The sequence below is a fragment of the Mesorhizobium sp. WSM4848 genome, from assembly GCF_055811375.1.
Map to the genome: position 1 here is coordinate 1 of NZ_JBVVPX010000049.1, position 20,178 is coordinate 20,178.

23 protein-coding genes and 3 pseudogenes are annotated in these 20,178 nt (G+C 60.0%); 17 read left to right on the forward strand and 9 right to left on the reverse strand.

Features of this window, described 5'->3' with window-relative positions:
- Nucleotides 1–102 precede the first annotated feature (102 nt).
- Nucleotides 103–402 carry a DUF1236 domain-containing protein gene (locus AC0L16_RS30310; protein WP_473625138.1) on the reverse strand — a complete coding sequence of 100 codons (300 nt, stop codon included), beginning with the start codon at nucleotides 400–402 and terminating at the stop codon, nucleotides 103–105.
- A gap of 482 nt (nucleotides 403–884) precedes the next feature.
- Between AC0L16_RS30310 and AC0L16_RS30315 the strand changes: the two genes are divergently transcribed.
- The 3 genes from AC0L16_RS30315 to AC0L16_RS30325 all read left to right on the forward strand — a co-directional run bounded on the left by AC0L16_RS30315 (nucleotide 885) and on the right by AC0L16_RS30325 (nucleotide 3,414).
- Nucleotides 885–1,076, forward strand: a complete 192-nt coding sequence (locus AC0L16_RS30315; protein ID WP_473625139.1) for a DUF3606 domain-containing protein — start codon at nucleotides 885–887, stop codon at nucleotides 1,074–1,076.
- A gap of 260 nt (nucleotides 1,077–1,336) precedes the next feature.
- Nucleotides 1,337–2,740 carry a sensor histidine kinase gene (locus tag AC0L16_RS30320; protein WP_473625187.1) on the forward strand — a complete coding sequence of 468 codons (1,404 nt, stop codon included), beginning with the start codon at nucleotides 1,337–1,339 and terminating at the stop codon, nucleotides 2,738–2,740.
- A complete protein-coding gene (locus tag AC0L16_RS30325) occupies nucleotides 2,740–3,414 on the forward strand; it encodes a LuxR C-terminal-related transcriptional regulator (RefSeq protein ID WP_473625140.1) in 675 nt (224 codons plus the stop codon). Before AC0L16_RS30320 ends, AC0L16_RS30325 begins: the two co-directional genes overlap by 1 nt.
- Nucleotides 3,415–3,447: 33 nt before the next feature.
- Here AC0L16_RS30325 and AC0L16_RS30330 read toward each other — a convergent pair whose 3' ends face one another.
- A complete protein-coding gene (locus AC0L16_RS30330) occupies nucleotides 3,448–3,603 on the reverse strand; it encodes a hypothetical protein (protein ID WP_473625141.1) in 156 nt (51 codons plus the stop codon).
- Nucleotides 3,604–4,836: 1,233 nt separating this feature from the next.
- A complete protein-coding gene (locus AC0L16_RS30335; protein WP_473625143.1) occupies nucleotides 4,837–5,502 on the reverse strand; it encodes a DUF1236 domain-containing protein in 666 nt (221 codons plus the stop codon).
- Nucleotides 5,503–5,751: 249 nt separating this feature from the next.
- On the opposite strand from AC0L16_RS30335, the gene AC0L16_RS30340 reads away from it, so the two are divergent.
- Nucleotides 5,752–6,015 carry a DUF982 domain-containing protein gene (locus tag AC0L16_RS30340; protein ID WP_473625144.1) on the forward strand — a complete coding sequence of 88 codons (264 nt, stop codon included), beginning with the start codon at nucleotides 5,752–5,754 and terminating at the stop codon, nucleotides 6,013–6,015.
- A 656-nt stretch (nucleotides 6,016–6,671) separates the two neighbouring features.
- Here the strand turns inward: AC0L16_RS30340 and AC0L16_RS30345 are convergent.
- Nucleotides 6,672–7,496 carry a glycine-rich domain-containing protein gene (locus tag AC0L16_RS30345; protein ID WP_473625145.1) on the reverse strand — a complete coding sequence of 275 codons (825 nt, stop codon included), beginning with the start codon at nucleotides 7,494–7,496 and terminating at the stop codon, nucleotides 6,672–6,674.
- A 467-nt stretch (nucleotides 7,497–7,963) separates the two neighbouring features.
- Here AC0L16_RS30345 and AC0L16_RS30350 point away from each other — a divergent pair, with 467 nt between their 5' ends.
- The 4 genes and pseudogenes from AC0L16_RS30350 to AC0L16_RS30365 all read left to right on the forward strand — a co-directional run bounded on the left by AC0L16_RS30350 (nucleotide 7,964) and on the right by AC0L16_RS30365 (nucleotide 12,770).
- Nucleotides 7,964–8,437: a (2Fe-2S)-binding protein gene (locus AC0L16_RS30350; protein ID WP_473625147.1), complete on the forward strand. Its 474-nt coding sequence runs from the start codon at nucleotides 7,964–7,966 to the stop codon at nucleotides 8,435–8,437.
- Nucleotides 8,438–8,448: 11 nt separating this feature from the next.
- Complete coding sequence (locus AC0L16_RS30355) at nucleotides 8,449–10,695, forward strand: xanthine dehydrogenase family protein molybdopterin-binding subunit (protein WP_473625148.1); 2,247 nt, start codon at nucleotides 8,449–8,451, stop codon at nucleotides 10,693–10,695.
- A 232-nt stretch (nucleotides 10,696–10,927) separates the two neighbouring features.
- Nucleotides 10,928–11,815: pseudogene (locus AC0L16_RS30360) on the forward strand (LysR family transcriptional regulator); the annotation flags it as partial.
- 112 nt (nucleotides 11,816–11,927) lie between these two features.
- Nucleotides 11,928–12,770 carry an SDR family NAD(P)-dependent oxidoreductase gene (locus tag AC0L16_RS30365; protein WP_473625150.1) on the forward strand — a complete coding sequence of 281 codons (843 nt, stop codon included), beginning with the start codon at nucleotides 11,928–11,930 and terminating at the stop codon, nucleotides 12,768–12,770.
- A gap of 199 nt (nucleotides 12,771–12,969) precedes the next feature.
- On the opposite strand, the gene AC0L16_RS30370 is transcribed toward AC0L16_RS30365, so the two are convergent.
- On the reverse strand, nucleotides 12,970–13,209 hold the full coding sequence (locus AC0L16_RS30370; RefSeq protein ID WP_473625151.1) for a hypothetical protein: 240 nt from the start codon (nucleotides 13,207–13,209) through the stop codon (nucleotides 12,970–12,972).
- A 139-nt stretch (nucleotides 13,210–13,348) separates the two neighbouring features.
- Here AC0L16_RS30370 and AC0L16_RS30375 point away from each other — a divergent pair, with 139 nt between their 5' ends.
- Together AC0L16_RS30375 and AC0L16_RS30380 are read left to right on the forward strand one after the other, a co-directional pair.
- A complete protein-coding gene (locus AC0L16_RS30375) occupies nucleotides 13,349–13,552 on the forward strand; it encodes a hypothetical protein (RefSeq protein ID WP_473625152.1) in 204 nt (67 codons plus the stop codon).
- Nucleotides 13,553–13,672: 120 nt separating this feature from the next.
- Nucleotides 13,673–13,972: a DUF1236 domain-containing protein gene (locus AC0L16_RS30380; RefSeq protein WP_473625154.1), complete on the forward strand. Its 300-nt coding sequence runs from the start codon at nucleotides 13,673–13,675 to the stop codon at nucleotides 13,970–13,972.
- A 152-nt stretch (nucleotides 13,973–14,124) separates the two neighbouring features.
- Here the strand turns inward: AC0L16_RS30380 and AC0L16_RS30385 are convergent, their stop codons facing one another.
- Nucleotides 14,125–14,361 (reverse strand): hypothetical protein, encoded by a 237-nt coding sequence (locus tag AC0L16_RS30385; RefSeq protein WP_473625155.1) that lies wholly within the window; start codon nucleotides 14,359–14,361, stop codon nucleotides 14,125–14,127.
- Between the two features lie 266 nt (nucleotides 14,362–14,627).
- On the opposite strand from AC0L16_RS30385, the gene AC0L16_RS30390 reads away from it, so the two are divergent.
- From AC0L16_RS30390 to AC0L16_RS30405, 4 genes and pseudogenes are all read left to right on the forward strand, one after another.
- Nucleotides 14,628–14,927, forward strand: a complete 300-nt coding sequence (locus AC0L16_RS30390) for a DUF982 domain-containing protein (RefSeq protein WP_473625156.1) — start codon at nucleotides 14,628–14,630, stop codon at nucleotides 14,925–14,927.
- Between the two features lie 298 nt (nucleotides 14,928–15,225).
- Nucleotides 15,226–15,342, forward strand: a pseudogene (locus AC0L16_RS30395) (ATP-dependent DNA ligase); the annotation flags it as partial.
- A gap of 7 nt (nucleotides 15,343–15,349) precedes the next feature.
- The gene (locus AC0L16_RS30400) at nucleotides 15,350–15,571 is read left to right on the forward strand and encodes a hypothetical protein (protein WP_473625189.1); all 222 of its coding nucleotides are present in this window, start codon (nucleotides 15,350–15,352) and stop codon (nucleotides 15,569–15,571) included.
- Nucleotides 15,572–15,630: 59 nt separating this feature from the next.
- On the forward strand, nucleotides 15,631–15,861 hold the full coding sequence (locus AC0L16_RS30405; protein ID WP_473625158.1) for a type IV toxin-antitoxin system AbiEi family antitoxin domain-containing protein: 231 nt from the start codon (nucleotides 15,631–15,633) through the stop codon (nucleotides 15,859–15,861).
- An 89-nt stretch (nucleotides 15,862–15,950) separates the two neighbouring features.
- Here AC0L16_RS30405 and AC0L16_RS30410 read toward each other — a convergent pair.
- Nucleotides 15,951–16,692, reverse strand: a pseudogene (locus AC0L16_RS30410) (SDR family NAD(P)-dependent oxidoreductase).
- 41 nt (nucleotides 16,693–16,733) lie between these two features.
- On the reverse strand, nucleotides 16,734–17,126 hold the full coding sequence (locus AC0L16_RS30415) for a DoxX family protein (protein ID WP_473625159.1): 393 nt from the start codon (nucleotides 17,124–17,126) through the stop codon (nucleotides 16,734–16,736).
- A gap of 164 nt (nucleotides 17,127–17,290) precedes the next feature.
- Here AC0L16_RS30415 and AC0L16_RS30420 point away from each other — a divergent pair, with 164 nt between their 5' ends.
- Entirely contained in the window at nucleotides 17,291–17,662 is a 372-nt protein-coding gene (locus AC0L16_RS30420; RefSeq protein WP_473625160.1) for a winged helix-turn-helix transcriptional regulator, read from the forward strand.
- A 186-nt stretch (nucleotides 17,663–17,848) separates the two neighbouring features.
- Here AC0L16_RS30420 and AC0L16_RS30425 read toward each other — a convergent pair whose 3' ends face one another.
- On the reverse strand, nucleotides 17,849–18,244 hold the full coding sequence (locus AC0L16_RS30425) for a winged helix-turn-helix transcriptional regulator (RefSeq protein ID WP_473625162.1): 396 nt from the start codon (nucleotides 18,242–18,244) through the stop codon (nucleotides 17,849–17,851).
- Nucleotides 18,245–18,367: 123 nt separating this feature from the next.
- Between AC0L16_RS30425 and AC0L16_RS30430 the strand changes: the two genes are divergently transcribed.
- Both AC0L16_RS30430 and AC0L16_RS30435 read left to right on the forward strand, forming a co-directional pair.
- Nucleotides 18,368–19,222: an NAD(P)H-binding protein gene (locus AC0L16_RS30430; RefSeq protein WP_473625163.1), complete on the forward strand. Its 855-nt coding sequence runs from the start codon at nucleotides 18,368–18,370 to the stop codon at nucleotides 19,220–19,222.
- Nucleotides 19,219–20,139: an NAD-dependent epimerase/dehydratase family protein gene (locus AC0L16_RS30435; RefSeq protein ID WP_473625164.1), complete on the forward strand. Its 921-nt coding sequence runs from the start codon at nucleotides 19,219–19,221 to the stop codon at nucleotides 20,137–20,139. Before AC0L16_RS30430 ends, AC0L16_RS30435 begins: the two co-directional genes overlap by 4 nt.
- Nucleotides 20,140–20,178 lie beyond the last annotated feature (39 nt).

Here is a 20,178-nt window from a genome sequence, read left to right on the forward strand (position 1 = left end):
CCCCCCCCCCCCCCCCCCCCCACCCCCCCCCCCCCCCCCCCCCCCCCCCCCCCCCCCCCCCCCCCCCCCCCCCCCCCGCCTCTCCTCCCCAGGCCATTTCAGTCAATCGATGATTTTAACGATCCTGCGTGTGCCTGGATCAACAAGAACGGTCCGATTGTCGACGACGACGTAGCGATACTCGACGTCGGGACCTTGATGAAGCTCGACCGTCTCGGGCAGCGCCGAGCCGATATTGAGCTCCACGCCAAGCAGGTTCACCGATGCGAGGGGCTGCTTTTTCACATACTCCCTGATGACGGTCTCCTGTTCGGGCTGGATGATCACGTCCTGGGCAGCCAGGGCGCCGACACTTGCCAGCAGCAGAAATCCTGCGGCTGCAGTGGAAAGATGCATTCTCATGAGTTTTTCCTTCCTGATGAGCTGTCTTGCGCTGAGACGCATCTTCGTCGCGCCAAGCTCACCTTCAACAACGAGACAGCTGCAAACGTTCCGCGGCTGGGCTTCGGTCCGACCAGAGACCCCGTGCCGTTGGACCTAAGTCCGAATTGTCGTGCGCAAAGGGCGACGATGGAGTGTGGCCCGGAACCAGGATTGCCAGCACTCGTTGCTCGCCGTACGTTCACGGGAGGAATCGATGGAGAATAGTGTTCACCAAGCTCGCTGGCTGCTTGCACCGGTCTTCGCTGTCTCCATTGCCTTCCTGGCAATTGGATAGCTGTCAGCTGAGGAACGACCGACTTAACGATGTGGCTGATGGACGAAGATATCTGCGCAGCTAAGTCCCTTCCTGCGCCGATAAGGGACCACCCGCCATTCCTCGATTTGGCGGGTGGTCCCTGGTTTGCGTCCAATGTTCAAACGAGCTTTAGTGGGAAAACGGAATGGACGACAACAACAAGAATCGAACTTTTCTCGACCGCGACCGCCTGTCGGTGGACCAGTATTACAAGGTGGAGCATTTCGCGCGAGAAAATGGCGTTTCGCCCAGCCAGATCAGTAGGCTGATCAAAAAGAACGGCAACGATCGGATGACCCTTACGCAAGCGGTGAGAGCATTGCGCGACCGGAAGTGAAAATACGCAGCACCCTCCGCCGCTGCGAGGGGCGACAGGTCTTGCGTCATATTTGCTGCCTCGCTCAATCATGGCAGTGGCGCTTGCGCAAAAAAACCGCAAGGTTGCGGTTTTCGTCCAGCCCGTAAGCCCTAAGTTCCCTTGTTACTGATCGGTGCAGATCAAAGATGGCGTCACTTAGCGTGGTTCGACGACAGATTGGCTGGTTCTCTCGAATCGTGCCGCTGGCGCGACGCGCCGCCGACCGGGCCGTTGGGGATATGGCGCCATACAGACCGACAAGATTGCTCGATCGGTGGAATGCACTGTCGCTGGCCACTCAGTTTCTGCTCGCCGGCGGGCTGTTCTCGCTGTCGGCGATGATCGTGGTGGGAATGTCCGTGACAAGCCAGATAGAGGCCGCGGTCACCCGGAACTCGGCCGCAACTACCGCTCTTTACGTCGACAGCGTCATCGCGCCGCTGCTTCCTGATATGCGCAGGAGCGAGATGCTGGACGAGAGCGTTGCGCACGCGCTGGATGAAACGCTGGGACAAGGCGCGCTCGGCACAAGGCTCGAATCGTTCAAGCTCTGGCGCCGCGATGGCACCATCCTCTATTCAACCAACAAAAATTTGGTCGGGAAGCGCCTTCCACTCAGCGACAATCTCCGGGCCGCATTCGCCGGCGACATGGTTGCTGAATTGGACAGGGACTATGACAACCAGGCTGAGAGGGACAGCAGCCTGCATCTTCTTGAAATCTATAATCCGATGCTTCAGCCGTGGTCGGGCGAAGTCGTGGCTGTGTTGGAATTCGACGAGATCGCCACCGATTTTGAAAAGGATCTCCGGCAGGCACTTGTTCAGACCTGGTTTGATGTCGCAGCCGTCACCGCGGTTTTTTTCCTCGGTCTTTCGGTGATCGTTTTTCGTGGCAGCCGCACGATTCGTTCGCAGAGCCGCTCCTTGAAGCAGCGTATTGCCGAACTTTCCGATCTGGTCGCTCAAAACAGAATGTTGAGGCTGCGGGTGCAACGTGCTTCGCAGCGCGCCACGGCACTTAACGAACGTTACCTCAGGCGGATCGGCGCGGACCTGCATGACGGCCCGGCGCAACTGGTTGCCCTCGCTGCGCTAGGGATTGACAGCCCCGTGCTAGCCGATCCTGACACGCCGGCTGCGGCGCGCGCACGGGAATTGCAGGTGGTCAAAGCGAATCTGGACGATGCGATGCGAGAAATCAGGAGTGTCAGCAAGGGTCTTATGCTGCCGCATGTCGAGAATGCCGAGTTGACGGAAATCCTCGAGCTTGCCGTGCGAGCGCACGAGGAGCGGACCGGCGTCAAAGTAATGCTGTCCATGACCGGGAGCCATACACCCTTGTCGCCAGCGGCCAAGATCTGCATCTTTCGCTTCATCCAGGAGGCGCTGAACAACGGCTTCCGCCATGCCGGGGGTGCCGGTCAATCGGTCGCGAAACATTTCGACGGGGAGCGCGTTTGTATCGAGGTTTCCGACACCGGCCCAGGTTTCGACCCGAAGATCATCCACCCTGAACGGCTGGGCCTCATTGGGCTGCGTGAGCGGGTAGAAAGCCTCGGCGGCCAATTTGATGTAACATCTTCACAGAATGGCACGGTGGTGAAAATGGTTCTCAACACAGTCGAAATAGGACAGGCGTGATGGCAGCGGCCATAAAGCTCGCCATTGTCGACGACCATCCGCTGTTCAGGGAAGGTGTTGTACGCACCCTCGAGCAGATCGGCGGGTTCGAGATCGTTGCCCAAGGCAGCAGTAGAGATGACGCCTTGCGGATATCGGAAGACCAGCAGCTCGATATTCTCCTGATGGACATCTCGGTGCCTGGGGGGGGCCTCAGCGCGGTCGAGCCGGCTCTCGAGCGGCACCCGGATCTGAAAATCGTGATGCTGACCGTTTCGGAGGAAAACCAGCATGTCATGACCGCCTTGCAGAGCGGGGCAAGAGGCTACGTCCTGAAGGGTGTCGGATCGAGAACCCTGGCCGCAATACTGCGCACGGTGGCGATGGGCGAACGGTATGTTTGCCCGCAATTGTCGGCGCGCGTGTTGGTCGACTTGTCGAGCCAATCAACCGCGATCGAAAAACCCGACGTGCTGGCCGAACTCACCAGTCGCGAAAGAGAGATCCTGAAGCTCGTTGCCGCGGGATTGAGCAACAAGCGGATCGGTCTTCAGCTGAACCTGCACGAGAAAACCATAAAGCATCACATGACGCGGATTCTCGCCAAGCTCAATGTGAGCAACCGGACCGAAGCCGCGATGACATTGCGCGACGCGACCGAGCACCAGCATCCGCCTGTCCGCCATCCTGCATGAAGCAGACAGCCTTGCGGCCTGTGGAACGCGCCATCACTCGATCATCCGGAGCAGTCTTGCCCGATCGGAGTTCTTTGCCTGTCGCCGAATGATGGTGCGGCCCATGGCATCGCGCATCTCATATTGGCCGCCGTCGATGCGCTCGCTCAGCCCGTTGGAATGCACCACACCCACGCTTGCCCCGCGCACCTCGATCCGGTCTCCAGTGGTCACGTTGATATAAGTTTTGGGCTTGTTGCCAGGATTTAGCGCGGTAACCGGGTTTGTCGGGCGAGTGACGTTCAGAGCTTTTGATCCGTCCTCGTCCGCGTTGCCGTTCGGGTCCGTATCCTGTGGGTCTGCGGCATTCCCCGGGCCTCCGGTGTTTCGAGCGTTTCCAGAGTTCCCGGGGCTTCCCGTGTTTCCAGAGTTGCCGGAGTCAGAGTTCCCGGAGTTCCCGTTCCCGTTCCCGGAGTTCCCGTTCCCGGAGTTGCCGGAGTCAGATTTCCCAGAGTTCCCTTGTGCCCAGGCGGCCTGCGGGCTTAGCGTCAGGGACAGGCCGTCCTGTGTCACACGGTAGGGGCTCACGACGAGAACCAAGGCCGATGCGCTCAGGCAGATGGCGACGCGAAGCCTTCGAAGAGATTTGAGCCTGCGCTGCGATTGACGACGCGCAGGCCGCGCACTGGCGAGAACTCTTGTCTCACAATGCTTCGGGCGCTGCGGCCGTATTGCGTCTGTGATCAATGAATTTGCCAATAGCACGCTAGAATATCCTTTGACCGTCTCGCTCTACGCATTTCTACCTATTTCGAATTCGCCCAAGTCAATCCTTCGCCCAAGTCAATCCTCTGTACTCTGCACCAATTTATCACGCTTTCGCCATCATAGGGCTGTGTCAAGACCCACCAGTCTCAAAGGGGAGAGACCGGTGGGTCTCACTGGCGCAGGAAGGGACTCATGACTGCGCGAGTGCGTTGCCTTCATCGGTCGACCCCATCAGCCGATGAAAAGCCCAACGGCTGCGAGCCCGAACACCAGGCCAAATACCGGAAAAAGCAGCCAACGTGCCTGGTGAATGCTGGGGTCCATTGCAGCCTCCTGTCACGGGGTCGGCAACGCAACGACGCCTGCAGGAAATCGGTTCCGAAAAACTCCCCCATTTCAGGCTTTTGCTATAGCGATCCCGGACCAAAGCACTGCCTGGGCCAGCCCATGGTCGGCAAGCGGCCAGACCGAAGTCCTATCTCAGGCCTTTGAGCAGGAAGGACGCTGTCTAGATAATCCAGGTGGGAAACGGCTGGAAGGACCTCGACACGCAGAAAAGCCTGTCAGCCTGAACAGACGTAATAGCCGTCGCCTTCGGTGACAGGAGACTGGTCGATGCAGGTGAGGGGTCCGCCTTGGGGGCAGCGGACCCCTGCTTTAGCCCGAACAAGGGCGTTAGGTCAGAATAAGCACGATCTTGAGCGTATCCGGGTCGACGATGACGATACGGCCATCGGCCAACAGGAAATACTCGTAAGATTCGTAGGCCGGGACGATCTCGACGATTCGCGGTGGCAGACGACGCAGTCTAACCTTCTGCCGCGGAACCTCGACACCTACTGAGACGTCAAAGTCGACGTCGGCAACCGGTTCGACCTTTTCCTGCTTGAGGATTTGGGTGATTTCCGTTTTCTGTTCAACGGTCACATTGCTGATCGCGCCGGTCTCCGTCTTATCCTGTGTCTGAGCAGCGCCCTGGGTCTGCTGCTCGGTGGTAGTACCGGCCTCGCCCTGGGTCTGCTGCTCGGTCTGGGTCTTGGCCTTGTCCTGCGCCTGTTGCTCGGTTGTGGCGCCAGCCTTGCCTTGAGACTGCTGCTCGGTGGTTACGCCGGCCTTACCCTGGGCTTGCTCGTCGGTCTGCATTTTTGCCTTGCCTTGAGCCTGCTCCTCGGTGGTAGCGCCGGCCTTACCCTGTTTGCCCATCGCACCTTCCGGGCAACCGGCCGACCCCGCCGGGCAGTCGGCGCCAGACTGGCTTTGGGCCGGCTGCTGTTCTTGGGCGAGCGCTGCGCCACAGCCAACGCCTATGGCCAGCATACTGGTGATCAGAACTTTTTTCACGAGACGTCTCCTTCGAAAAGTCTGTCCCTTCATGGGGAAAACCACCTCTGGAATGTTTTGTTCCAGGCGAATTGACCGGGCGCGGAAGCCGCGTCCAGGCGCACGCCGGACTGAGCCTGTGAGGCGTTTTGCTTCAGTCCCGAATTGGCCGTTCCTTGACAGCAAAAAGTGCGCTTCACATATTTTCCGCAGCCGTCGCTCACGGCTCTCGTGGAGGCTCAACACTCGTTCAGCTGAATGGAGGTTCTAATGAACGACAGGACTTTCGACCGGCCTGTTTTCGTCAGGAAAGGGGAGTTCAAGGTGGAGGAAATCGAATGCCTGGCTGATGCTTTCGAGTTCCTGCAAGAATGGCCGAACAATCGCAGAGGGCCAATCTTTGACACGGCGTTCCGCGCCTGCCAGCGCGCCTATGATGGCCAGGTTCCATTTCCGTTGCACGCGAAGCTTTCGCCGGCTTCGCCAGATCGGCCAAGATCCCCGAGGACGTCTCTGCAGCTATGCCCTGGATGACGGCACAGAAAACCGGTCGCGGTGGCGTGACGGCGTAAACGATGTAGCTGCCTAAAGCGCGTCGCGTTGGAATGAACCCATCCGACGGATGCCGGCGCGTTTAGGGTTTTTGTAGTTATGCATGCCGTTATTGCAGAACCGCTGCGCACCTCGGTTCCCAGCCCGAGGGCGTGCTTTTGCACGACATGCATTCGTGAAAAGATGGCCGGCGCCGCAGGGGGCGGGGGAGGTGGGTTTGCCAAGATTGGCGCCGGCCAGGCGGCGTGGGGGTCGCCACGAAGAAAGAGTAGCAAAGTTCGGCAGATTGATTATGGCGTGATCGTGGAAGTTCGCCGGTCTCCGAGGATTCCTCTCCAACGTTGTTTGTTCGACGGGCTTTACCCTGCGCGCGCTCGTCGATTCGGAGCGGCGTGCTCGGAGGCGTCCAACCCAATATTGCCAGGTGCTTTTCGAAGCGGAAGCAGCAGTCCTTTCAGGGCCGTTCGCCGCAGTACGTACTGCGATTCGAACCCACAAACACATTCCGCACCAGCGCGCTGATGAAGTGGTTCGCCCGCTAGGCGGGGGGGAAGGCTGTATCACATAGGGGCGGCCACAGCAGACCTCAGGAGTCCGGAAGAATGGCCGGGGCAGGAGACATTCCTGCCCGGAACTGCTCATTCACCGCCGCCGCCACACCCGGCGCCGCAGCCATCACCGCCTCCACCACCGCAGCCGCTGCCGCAGCCTCCGCCATTAGCGTTCCGCCTGTTTCTTCGCGGCCGCCCGACCGGAAGCAGGCGCGTAAGGGCGACGAATGCCGCCATTCCGACAATCAACATCCACGCGGACGTATTCCAATCGAGACTCGATCCTGCCCACAAAACGAAGAAGGCATAGAAGGCAGCGGTGCCGAGTTGGCTCTTCGTGACATATGGCAACCGCGATGTCTCGACGACCGTGTGTCGCTCGGCGTCGCCGAAGCGAATCTGCTCGCCCGGCCAGATGTCGGACGGCGGCATGGTGCCGAATTCTTCCTGATACCGTTCCTTCGTTCGCCTGTAGCAATCGTGGAATTTGGAGTTTTCAGCAGCACCGCCTTCGGTCGGTTCGTGATGGATATCCCTGCCCAGCACACCACGGCAGAAATTGTCCCAGTAGCTACGGGTGTACACGAGGTGCAGGTGCCAGGCTTCATCGACTTCCTGCGAAGGGGTCAGCATCTCGTCAGAGACGCACATCAGGTAGACGAATTTTTTGTATTCTTCGACGACACGCTGCGCAAACTCCGGCGGCCAGCCGTTTTCTCGGGCAAGCCTGGCCGAGAAGGGCAGATTGATGTCGGGTTGATCGAAATTGTAGCCTTCAATGCGATGCCAGAGATTGAGGTCGCTTGGTCCGCTCATCTGCCCTCTCATCGACGGTGGAACGACTATAACTATAGCACATTCTGTGGATGCACGGGCGGGGTACGTGTTTGCGCCTCTCTCACCGCGCATCATCGTCGGCGAACCCCGTTGAAATTATGCCCACTCCGCCGGGACCGAACCAAAATCATCGCCAGGGCTTCAAATACGACATTGGCGAATTCTTCAGGATTCATCGGGGTCCACTTCCAAGGCCGGTGCAAACGTCAAGATCAGCACGCATTTGAGGGCAGCCATTCCGCGCAAGCTCAGCGGCATGTCGATCCAATCGACCGACCCGGCCTGCTGAGTTCCACTGCGCACCTTCTTTGAACCCAGTGAACGGCAATGCCGGTGCTGACCGCGCAAACGCGGACGTGCCGTGTGACGCATTCAGAAACCACGTTTCTAAGGTCATGCAAATTGCGCCGTCTAATCCAGCATCGGCCGGCGCACTAGTTTTAGCGCTAGCCACCAAATTGCCAATGTCCCAGTCGGCCGGGAAGCTCCAGGCCGCTTGGGAAGCCTGTTCGGGTGGAGCAACCCAGGAGAACCTATCGGCCATGATCTCAATGAATATCAACGGGCGAGAGCACGAGGTTGACGTTGACCCCGAAACCCCGATCCTTTGGGTCCTGCGTGACACGCTAGGAATGAGCGGCACCAAATTCGGCTGCGGCGCAGCGCTTTGTGGCGCTTGTACGGTGCATCTGGATGGCGAGGCAATCCGCTCGTGCAGCACACCAATTTCCGCCGTTGAAAGCGGCAAGATCACCACGATTGAAAAGACAACCGACGGCACCGACCGCGTCGGCGCGGCTGTCCACGCTGCATGGGTCAGGCACGACGTCGCGCAATGCGGCTACTGTCAGAGCGGCCAGATCATGAGCGCGACGGCCTTGCTCGCGTCGCTGTCGCCCGGCGCGCAGCCGACCGCCGAAGAGATCGACTCCGCCATGGCCGGAAACATCTGCCGATGTGGAACCTATGCCCGTATCCGCGCCGCTATAGCCGACGCCGCCAGCACTCTCGTCTGAAGGAGACGCATATGTTCCCCAACATAGATCACAAAGAGCTGCCGCGTGCGCTGCAGCACATCATGGAACGGGGCCGTTCAACGACGGCCCAGGCGATGCCACGCCGCAGCTTTCTCAAGCTGACGGGGACCCTCGGCCTGGCTGTCGGCATTTTCCCTGACTTGGCAGTCGCGCAGTCGACCGACGCCGATGAGGCGGCAGCCAGTCTGAAGCCAACCGAGCAGCCCTCTGCATTTGTCCAGATCGCGCCCGATGGAGAGGTTATGGTCACAATCAATCGGCTGGAGTTCGGTCAAGGCGTCCAAACGGCATTGCCCATGATCCTTGCCGAAGAACTCGATGCGGATTGGAACCTGGTGCGCAGCCAACTCGGCACCAATGACATGGCCTATGTCGATCCGCTCTTCGGCATGCACCTTACCGGCGGTTCGAACACAATCAAGAACAGCTTTACGCAGTATCGCGAACTGGGTGCTCGTGTCCGCGCCATGCTGCTGGCGGCCGCGGCGACCCGCTGGAACGTGGATGCGTCCACTCTGCGAACTGAGGCAGGCGTGGTTCTGGCCTCCGATGGCCGCAAGCTCGGTTATGGCGAGCTTGCCGAGGCGGCCACGGCCCTGCCAGTGCCGCAGAAAATTGCGCTAAAGGATCCCGAGGATTTCCGTATTGTCGGCCAGCCCACCCGGCGTTTGGACGCTCAAGCGAAGAGCAGCGGCCAACAGAGTTTTGGCATCGACTTCAAGCTGCCGGGCCAGTTGACGGCCGTGGTGGCTCGTCCTCCGGTCTTCGGAGCCAAGATAGCCACCCTGGACGACAGCGCAGCCCGCGCCATCAGAGGCGTGAAGGCCGTCCTGCGGGTGCCGCTGGATCGCGGTGCCGAGGGCGTGGCCGTGGTGGCCGACGGATATTGGCAGGCGTCTCAGGGCCGCGATGCCCTTGAGGTGGAGTGGGATACATCGGCTGTCGAAAAGGTCGATAGCGAACAGCAACTCGCGCAGTATCGCGAGATGGCCAGTCGCCCAGGCCCGCGCCAGTTCGATTCCGACATGGTGCCATTGGAAACGGCGCCCCTGAAGCTGGAAGCCGAGTTCGTGTTCCCGTATCTCGCCCACGCGGCGATGGAGCCGCTGAACTGCACGGTTCGGCTTGCCGACGATCGTGCCGAGATCTGGATGGGGAGCCAAAGTGCCGGACCCGATGCCGCCGCTGCCGCAACCGCGCTCGGGCTCAAGCCGGAACAGGTCGTGCTTAACGTGCAAATGTCGGGCGGCGGCTTCGGTCGGCGCTTTTCCAGCACCTACGATACCGTGATCGAGGCCTGCGAAATAGCCAAGGCCGCCAAGGCGGCGGGGCTGAATGCACCAATCCGTACGCTTTGGAGCCGTGAGGACGATATGAGGGGCGGCTACTACCGCCCAATGCACCTGCACCGCGCCCGCATCGGCTTTGACAATCAAGGCAATGTGCTGGCCTGGGATCACAGCATCGTCGGCCAGTCCATACTTACGGGAACCGTGTTCGAGCAGTTCATGGTGAAGAACGGCATCGATGCCGCCACGACCGAGGGCATGCGAAACCCCTATCCGCTTCCAATGCGCCTGACTGTGCATCATCCCAAGACCAACGTGCCGGTTCTGTGGTGGCGTAGCGTTGGCTCCACCCATACCGCTTTCGTGATGGAGACCTTGCTCGACGATATAGCGCGTGCAACCGACCAAGACCCTGTAGGCTACCGCATGCGGCTCTTCGGTGATCAGCACATTCGCCATCGTGACGCATTGCAACTGGCCGTGGACAAGAGCGGGTACGGCAAGACGCAATTGTCCGAGGGGCGGGCTTGGGGTGTGGCGGTGCACGAGTCCTTCAGCTCAGTGGTCGCTTACGTGGTGGTGGCCTCTGTTGCCGACGGACAGCCTAAACTGCATCGGGTCACCGCCGGGGTTCACTGCAATCTGGCCGTCAACCCTCTGACCGTGGAGGCGCAGGTACAGGGCGCGGCGATCATGGGCTTGTCGATGTGCCTGGCAGGCTCTGCAATTACGCTCAAGGACGGCGTCGTCGAGCAGAGCAACTTCAGCGACTATACGGTGGCGCGCATCACGGACGTGCCGGAATTCGATATCCACATCGTGCCAAGCGCCGAACCGCCCACCGGCATGGGCGAGCCCGGCTTGCCGCCATTGGCGCCGGCATTTGCCAACGCCATAGCACGGCTCACGGGAAAACCGCTGCGTCAATTGCCGTTCAATCTGACGTAGTCGTTTTTACGCCAGACCGCTTCTGCTCGCTGCTTGTTGTTCCGGCAGCGAGCGAGACAGATAACCGCCTTGTCGGCGCTCGGCTGCCATCGGGGCGTTCGGAATCCGCGCAGTACCAGGCAGTCCCGAATGCTGACTCGTGCCGGCGGGGCTGCGCGGAGCATAAATATGTCGAGACAGGCATGCTGATTATCCGCCATAATCCTCATGGATATAGAAATGAGGTTTATAGGTGAGAAAAGGCGACTTCAGCGAATGGGCTGTGTTTATCGCGGTTGCCGAGGAGGGGAGTTTTACACGCGCGGCCGCAAAGCTTGGCCTCTCCCAATCCGCGCTCAGCTATGCGGTGCGCATGCTCGAACAACGGATCGGCGTGCGGTTGATCTCGCGAACGACGCGCAGCCTGTCGCTGACCGAGGCAGGCGAAAGGCTGCTTACCAGCCTGCGGCCGGCATTCGACCATATCGACAGTGAAATTGCTGCGCTCACGGCGCTTCGCGACAAGCCTGCAGGCACGATCCGCATCACCACGTTCCGGCATGCAGCCCGAACTGTCCTGTGGCCCGTTTTGTCGAAACTGCTGCAGAATTATCCCGACATCACGGTGGAGGTTCATGTCGATGAAGGTCTCACCGACATTGTCGCAGAGCGCTTCGACGCCGGCATACGGATGGGTGAACAGGTGCAAAAGGATATGGTGGCGGTCCGGATCAGCCCGGACGTCAGGATGGCAGTCGTGGGATCCCCGTCGTACTTTGCCAATCGTCCCGTCCCGCAGACACCCCGCGACTTGAGCGAACACCGATGCGCGAGCTATCGCCAGAACACCGGGGGCGGCCTTTATGCCTGGGAGTTCGAGCAGGACGGTGTCGAACTTGAGGTCCGGGTCAATGGATCGGTCATTTTCAACGACAACGAGATGCTCCTGCATGCCGCAGTCGATGGCTTGTGTTTGGTGTACACGTTCGAAAACCAGATATCCCAGCTTGTTGCGGACGGCAGCCTGGTCCGGGTGCTGGAAGACTGGTGCCCTCCCTATCCTGGCTACCACCTCTATTATCCAAGCCGGCGGCAGCATACTGCCGCCTTCACACTTCTGGTCGACGCTCTCCGATACAAGGCATACCGGGGCGGCCGGCCATTTATCAATGTGATTTCTAACTTCATGCCGATTATGCCGTCTAATCGGCCGCCGCGCCATCACCTAACTTCCTGGTCATCGAAAACAGGAGTTGGATATCAGCAAAGTCTGGTTCATCACAGGGGCTGGCAGCGGCATCGGCGCCGCAACCGCCAGGGCAGCATTGAGAGCAGGCGATCGGGTGGTCGCGACCGGCCGCAATCTCGATAAGATGAGGAACGCTCTGCGTGGTGTTGCCAGCGACAGACTTGCGGTCGTCCAGTTGGACGTGGCCGATGAAATTCGGGCCAAGGCGGCCGTCGATAAGGCGATGGAGGCGTTCGGCCGCATCGACGTTCTGGTCAACAATGCCGGTTACAGCCTGCTCGGCAATTTCGAAGAGTTGACGACCGCTGAAATCGATGGGCTGATTTCGACCAATCTGTACGGCGTGGTTCACGTCATGCGCGCGGTCATTCCGGTCATGCGCAAGCAGCGAGCAGGACAAATTATCAACGTCAGTTCGCTCGCCGGAATCATCGGCTTCAAGCATTGCGGGGCCTATAGCGCCGCCAAGTTCGCCGTCGAAGGCCTTTCGCAGTCGGTGGCTCAGGAAGTCGCTCAATTCGGCATTACTGTCACAGCCGTCGCGCCGGGCTTTTTCCGCACGGACCTCCTCGATGATCAGAACGCCAAGTACGGCAGCAGCACCATCGACGACTATGCTGCAGAAGGCAGCGCCAAAGCCATGTGGTTCGGCTACAACGGCAAGCAGCAGGGTGACCCCGCCAAGCTCGGCGACGCCCTTGTGAAAATCGCTGGCATGGACAATCCGCCCAAGCAGTTCCTGGCCGGTAGCGACGCCGTTACTGCGACAAGGGCGGCGCTTGAAGCACGGCTTGAGGAAATTCGCGCATTTGAGGACCTGTCCAATTCGACAGATGGGTCTTTCTAACCCGGGCTGGAACAGAGCCCGGAGAGATCGCCAATTTGCCAATCCGTGAGTTCGCAAAGTGGAAACATCTTCCTCACGGCACTGGTCACTTCGAATATCGAAACGCTCGGGTTGTCGACATTATCGATCAGGTAGCGGACAATCGCTTGTCGAACGTTCAATGAATTTGGCTTCTGCCCCAGCGCGGACATTTCCGGCCCTACGAATGGAGCCACGCGCCATCGGCTGTTTTGGCGTCGAAAGCGACGGGCACGCCGTGAATCACGCATGCTGCCGCCAACATCTCCTCCAACTCGTGGTCAGTGGCCTTGCAAGCCGGCATGAGCGTTCGAATGGCGCAGATTGCCTGTGCAATGGAGAGGAACTGGGCCTTGCCTCTGGACAGAACGTAGGCTTCGGCGGCTGTTTCAACCGTGACTGTGTGAAAAGAGTGAGTCATCGAGAAATCCTCCCGGAAACCCTGACCAACACGATTTACGGCCAACACGCGGCGGCCTTCAAGCTAATGTCTGATATCGGACAATCAGGCGGAGGCTGGGCCGAAGAGACGTTGCTCCTCGTCGCCGTAGGCGCCATGTGTGAGTTTTATCATTCCGGCCCGGTCGACGATCGTGATCTCGCTGCGCGAAGCGCTCGCATCCCGGATCATTGCAAACTATTCGGCTGGTATTACCGACGAGGAAGAACTCGTCTCGGCCTCCATGGCAAGCAACGAGTGGCTGGCAGTCGTGGTTCCGGGCTGCACCCGTCCTTGTCCTTTGCGACAGCAAGATCAGACTTAGATCCTACCTTTGAGAAGACCGAAGCCCATCAAGGAACATTTGCGGCCGCCCGAGGTTGGGTGGGGCTGGCGCGAAGACGATGCCGTGCAGCGCCAACAGAACTCACGCAAGGAGGCAATTATGAGAATGCGTCTTTCAACTTTCGCCGCGGGATTTCTACTGCTGGCAGGCATTGGTGCCGCTGCCGCTCAGGACGTAGTCATCGAGCCTGAACAGGAGACGGTCATCAGGGAATACGTGAAAAAACAGCCGCTCGCATCGATCAAAATCCCTGGAGTGGAGCTCAATATCGGCTCAACCCTGCCCGAGACGGTCGAGCTCCATGAAGTACCGAACACCAAATACCGCACCGTTGTGGTCGACAACCGGACCGTTGTCGTTGACCCAGGCACACGTAAGATCATCAAAATTATCGACTGACCAAAGCGACTGGGAGGACAGCCCGCCGTGCCGAAAGGTGCGGCGGGAAGTCAAGCGACACTCGGGCTAATGTAAGCCGGGCCGCTAGAATCGAATTATTGCGTAAAATTGGAAGTTACTGTGCGCTAATCGGGACATCTCAGATCCCATACCTAGATCCCATACCTAATGGCAATGAAGATCACCGGTGCAAGGATCAGGAAAATCGCCATTACTATAATAACGGCAAGGGCCAGGTTCTCTGTTCGCCTGACAAGGGCAGCGACCTCTTCGTCGCTCGCCGAAACGAGATCAACCACCGAGAAATCTGTCTGGTCAGGGGTTTGATTGTCGTTTGCGGGTCGCCCTGCGACCTCATCGACGTTCTGTCTGCTTTGGATAAGGGTCACAGTTCTCTCCGCTGTTAGGGGAGTGATTTCGGGTGCCCGCTGTTAAGGGGCAAACCGCGGGCACCCGGTGAACCACCGATGAAGGGACTTTGCTCGGCGGTCCAAGATCAATGCAATGGTAATGTCCTGGTTGCCGGCCCTCAGCCCTATGTCCATGACGCAGGGACTTCAGTCTTACCGCTTGTCGACCATAGCCCAGCGGCGGAACCGAGTGCTGCCCGTCCCGTTTGCCGGCCAATGATAATTCGGAGGTAGGAGAGGTAGCCATGGCTGGCGATGCAACCGTTCTTAACTCAGGCGAAAATGGCGGCGGCACCCTCATGGGTATCCATTGGTTTCACCCTCCGGTCTACATCGGAACCGACCGACCTGGGCTCACCTACGTATGTACCAATGTCGAGGGTGCCGCGGCGGAACTCATGAAGTGGACCAAGCGGGGACCTAAGTGGAAGGAGGCCATCGAGGCCTGCGTCGCTCTCATTAAAGGCGAGCGCACGCCCGACGATGTAAGAACGGCGTTCGAGGCTGCTGCCGAGGAGGAGGGGCTGCTACGCACCTCCGATTAGGTCTCAATGGCGTTTATGCTTCTATCTCGCCTCACGTTGGTCGCTACCGTCCGAATTTTGCTAGGGACGGCCCGACAGCCTATCGAGAGACTATCGGGCCGCCACGCCTAGCCGGCGGGCGGGGGGGCGTTGGGGTCGCCGGCCGGGCGAACTATATGCCGCTACATGCATCATTGCTAATTTAGCAAAAGGATCATGGTCCGTTCCCCGAGCCCATCAAAACGGATGAGCTAGACTCGACCCTGTGCGTAAACGGGTGACTGCCGGTGCTGGCCGGCTAGAGTTCATTCCTCCGATGATGCCGACCTTGGTGGCCAAGCTGCCCCAAGGAGACGGGTGGACTCACCAGGTCAAATTCGACGGTTACCGCTCTCAAATCCTCATCGACAACGAGGAGGTTCGCATCTTCACCAGGCGGGATCTTGATTGGACAGCCAAGTATCGCGACCTGGCCGATGACAGCCAAGAGGCTGAACGTCGAAAGCGCCATTATCGACGGCGAGGTGATCGTTCGCTTGATCGTCGATGGGATACTTCGCGGCAATCTGCTCAGCGATTATCTCGCTAGAGCTTCGCTGTCGGAAACCCTTGCAATCCTTGGGCTTCAAGACTCTTCTGGTGGTTTTGGCTCGCCGGGGTCGTAGAAGATGCGAACTACGAGTTCTCGATTTCCCTACTCCCGACTACGCCAAAGCTGGCCAAAATGCGCAAACGCGACCGGGATCGCGCGGAAAGGCTACGCCTCGCCGGCGGCCCAAAGCCTTCGTTGAGAGCGCGCGCAGTCGCGCTCGCCCGAGAGCGAGGGGTAGTGCGAACGCGTGACATCACGGACATCGGTGTCCCTCGCTGCTACCTGGCCCGGATGTGCGACGAGGGTCTGCTCATCAAGGTCGGTTACGGGCTCTATCGTGCCGCCGAGTGCAAGGCGGCTTGATGCTTTGGCCAAGCGCCATGCGCGTTGCAAGACAGGTCGCCCACCGATCGCGCAAATGGAGGCCGTGGCGTAGAATCGGAGCCCTTGTGTCAGCGCGCACTGTCGATGATCGAACCGCCGTCCGGCGTGAGGCTGGAGCCGCTAATGAACTGCGAATCCTTGCTCGCCAGGAACAGGACGACGGGCGCGATATCTTCCTCCGGCGATCCGAAGCGACCGAGCGGGTTGGTCCGGCGGCACATCAGCTTCTGCACCCCATGTCTCCGCGATCGGTAGGACATTGTTCACGGTGATCTTGTCGGCACCCCATTCGCGCGCGGCGGTCCGGGTAAGGGCGCGCACCGCTTCCTTGGCCATGTTGTACGGGCCATAGCCCACCAGGCCGATCACGCCTGCCATCGAGCCGAAGTTGATGACTCGGCCCTCTCCGCTAGCCTTGAGGTGCGGATAGCTGGCCTGCATCATTCGCAGATAGGCGATCGGGCCAATCTCGAAATTGCGCTGCAGTTGCTCTACCGACAGGTCGATGATGGACGAGAATGGGGCGGACGGATCGAAGGCGTTGTTCACGAGGATGTCGATCCCGCCATAGGCGGCGACCACCTTGTCCACCGCCGCCTTGATCTGATCGGCATTGCCGATGTCGCAGACGACGCCGAGCGCGGCGCCACCGGCGGCCTCGATGTCGGCGACGACAGCGCCCACATTGGCAGGCGTGCGCGAAAGAACCGCCACATCAGCGCCTTCCGCCGCGAACAGCTTCGCCGTAGCGCGGCCGATGCCGCGACCGGCGCCTGTGACAACGGCTACTTTTCCGTCGAGTCGACACATGTTCATCTCCATTCGATAAGGGTTGTTCGAGCTTCGCCCTGTCAAAGCAGCACGGTCAGCGCGTAAGGCGACGGCACTTCGCGAGCGGCGTTTTGTGTGGCGAAGGACGCGACCAGCAGCGCCAAGCCTATGATGGCCGGTAAGGCGCCCTTGGGCTTGCGAACGCCGAAATGCGCCGTGCCCGACAGAATGAGATGGTAGAAAATGCCGGCGTAGGCGAGATCGCTCAGTGGCACGCTCACCCGCGACAAAATGGCGACTACGCCGAGAACCTTCACGACGACCATGAACGGGACGAGGTAGGGAGCCGGATAGTAAAGGTCGGCAAGAGTTTGCCGCACCCAGGCTGTCTTGGCCGCGTACATGGAGGCGGATGCCAGGTACAGCAGCGATAAGAGTACCGTGCTGATCCAGTATGTATGGATTGCCGTCATGAGGTCTTCCTGCTCTTCCGCTACTTCGGCGGGTCGAATGCGTTGAATTGGCGTTTGCCTGCCGGACAACTCCAACGTTGCCTGATACGCATCGAAAATGTATCCTAAGATGAATAAGCGCAAGTAGGATGAAAAACCAACGGTAAGTATGGAAAAGCAGACTAATGGCTAAGGACGGCTTCACCATGCAGGACGAGATGCGCCGCGCTTTCGCGATGCTCTCGGGAAAATGGAAGCTGGAGATCATGTGGCTGCTCAATCAGCGGGTGTACCGCTTCGGAGAGCTGCGAAAAGCGATCCCCGGCATCACCCAGCACATGCTGACGGCTCAACTGCGCGAGCTCGAAGCGGATGGGCTGGTCTCGCGCACCGTGTTCGCGGAAGTGCCGCCTCGCGTCGAGTATGAGATCACCCCAAAGGCGCGGGGGCTTGGTCCCACGATGGAAGCGCTCACCGCTTGGTGGAACGAATATGGAAAGAGCGCTCCGGCCAAGCCGGGCACGCGCGGTCGTAAACCTAAAGCGCTTCGCGTTTGACCGGCCTCATGCGACGCGCTTTAGGTTATTGTTTTATGCATGTCGTTATCGCAAAACCGCTGCACACTTTTGCGCGACATGCATTAGAGGCGGCTGATTGTCTTGGCGCTCCACATAGCCGCGCATTGGCAACAAGCAACGCGCTGCGATTTCGATCGCCTCGATCAGCGGACGTAGCAGCCCAGTCTAGGCGGCTTCCTCATCTCGTTCGGCGCGAAACGCCTGTCGGGCGCTCTCAATTTCGGGCCGGTGCTTGACCGCCCACTGCGACAATGCCCGGAGCGGCTCGATGAGCGAGTGGCCAAGCGGGGTCAGCTCGTACGTGACTTTCGGGGGGATGGTCGGAAAACTGGTGCGCTTGACCAGCCCGTCTTCCTCCAGCCCTCGTAGCGTCAAGGTCAGCATTCGGTGGGATACGCCCCCGATCTGACGGAGCAGGGCGGTAAAGCGCACCGGCCCGTCCTTCAAGGCTCCCACGGCCATGACAGTCCACTTGTCCCCGACCCGGTCGAGTATCTGGCCGAGGGCCCGGCACTCGTCCCTTGCTGCTTCATCGTGATGGAGTGCGTTGCCGGCCTTCATCCTCTGTTCTCCGTTTGTATCGCGCACACTTTTGATCGTGATGGACAAAATAGTGCAATCTTGCGCGTTTGCCTAATGCACCGATATGACCTTACGAACATTTTGTTCGCAAGGAAATCAATCATGAAAATTGGAATCAACGGCGCCAGTGGGCACCTTGGGCAGGCCGTCCTGGCGGAACTCGCAGTACGGGCACAGGGTCACGATGTCATCGCGATCAGCCGTACGCCGGAGAAGGTGACCGGAGAATGGGAGAAGCGGGCCGGCGACTATGACCGGCCCGATACGCTGGCCAATACCTATGCCGGTCTCGATCGGCTCTTGCTGATCCCGACCGTTGATCTGGCTCCTGGCGCGCGGTCGCGGCAGAACGCTGCCGCGATCGAAGCGGCTGTTGCGGCCGGTGTGGGGCACGTCGTGTTTCTCTCGGCTGCTGGAACGGCGAAGGCCGAAGACACCTCCATGCACGGCTCATACTGGCGCGGCGAACAGACCCTGATCAAGCAGGCCGAGGCATGGACGATCCTCCGCATGAACTACTACACGGAGAGCTTCGCCATGGAGGTGGCGGCGCCCCACACCAATCAGATTTTTGGCTTGGCCGAAAACAAAGTCGCCTTCATTTCGCGCAACGACATTGCCGCTGCCTCGGCGGGCATGCTCATCAGCGATGGCCATGACGGAGCGATCTACAACCTCACTGGCCCGCAGAGCTTGACCGGCGCCGAGCGCGCCGCCATTGCGTCGCAAGTCCTCGGCCGCGAGATCGGCTTCCAGACCGCTCCAGAAGCGGCCCTGCGGGCGGGGTTCGCCCAGTTCGGCTACCCCGAAGTCGTGATCGACGCGGTGATCGCGATCCAGCAGAAATTCGCTAGGGGCGGCAACGACATTGTGACCGGCGATGTCGAAAAGCTTTCCGGCAGGCCCGCAAGGCCCTTTGTCGAGACGCTTGGCGAAGCACTGCGGGCGCTATCATGAGCTTCAGCGTCATTGTCGGGGCGAGCAGCGTCGGAACCGCTACGGCGAACCTGCTTGCGAGCACCGGCGAGCAGGTCAAGCTCGTGACGCGCCGTGGCACGGGCCCGGTGCACCCTTTGATAGAACGCGTCGCGGCGGACGCGACCGACGCCGAGCAGTTGGCCGCGATCAGCCAGGACGCGTCGGCGATCTATTGCTGCGCCAGCCCGGCATACGACCGGTGGCCGGCCGAGTGGCCGCCGCTGTTCGAGGCCATGATGACTGCCGCGGAGAGGACGGGCGCGGTGCTGGCGAGTTACAGCAATCTCTACGGCTATGGACAGGTGAACGGCGCGATGAGCGAGGACACCCCGCTTGTCGCGACGCACCCAAAACTCAGGGTCCGTGCCGATCTCTGGCGCGAGGCGCTACGGCGCCATCAGGCGGGACGGCTGAAGCTGACCGAAATTCGCGCCAGCGATCATATTCCGCCCAACAGCCTGTTTGCCTTGGCCCTTGCCAAGCCCTTGCTCGAGGGTAAGCGGGTCATCTCCCCGGTTCCGATCGACGTTCCGCGTAGCTGGACCTCCGTGAACGACTCCGCAAAGTTGCTGGTGAGGGTGGCACAAGATCTCGATGCGTTGGGAAAAGCCTGGCACGTGCCGACCAACCCGCCGATGACGGCCCGGCAACTTCTCGATCGCTTTGCTCAATTGAATGGATTGCCATCTCCCAGGGTGACCGTCCTTCCCCATGCCGGCTTGGTGGCCGCCGGCCTTTTCGTGCCGATGCTCCGGGAAATGCGCATCACCTACTACCAGTTCGATCGCCCGTTCATCATCGACGCCCAACGGGCCGTGAACGCATTTGGATTCGCGCCCGAGCCGCTCGACGTCGGCCTGCGCGAAACGGCCGAGATGCTCCGCAAAACGAGCTAGCGCGCCAAAACATCAAACGTGGCCACCCGGCAGACAAGA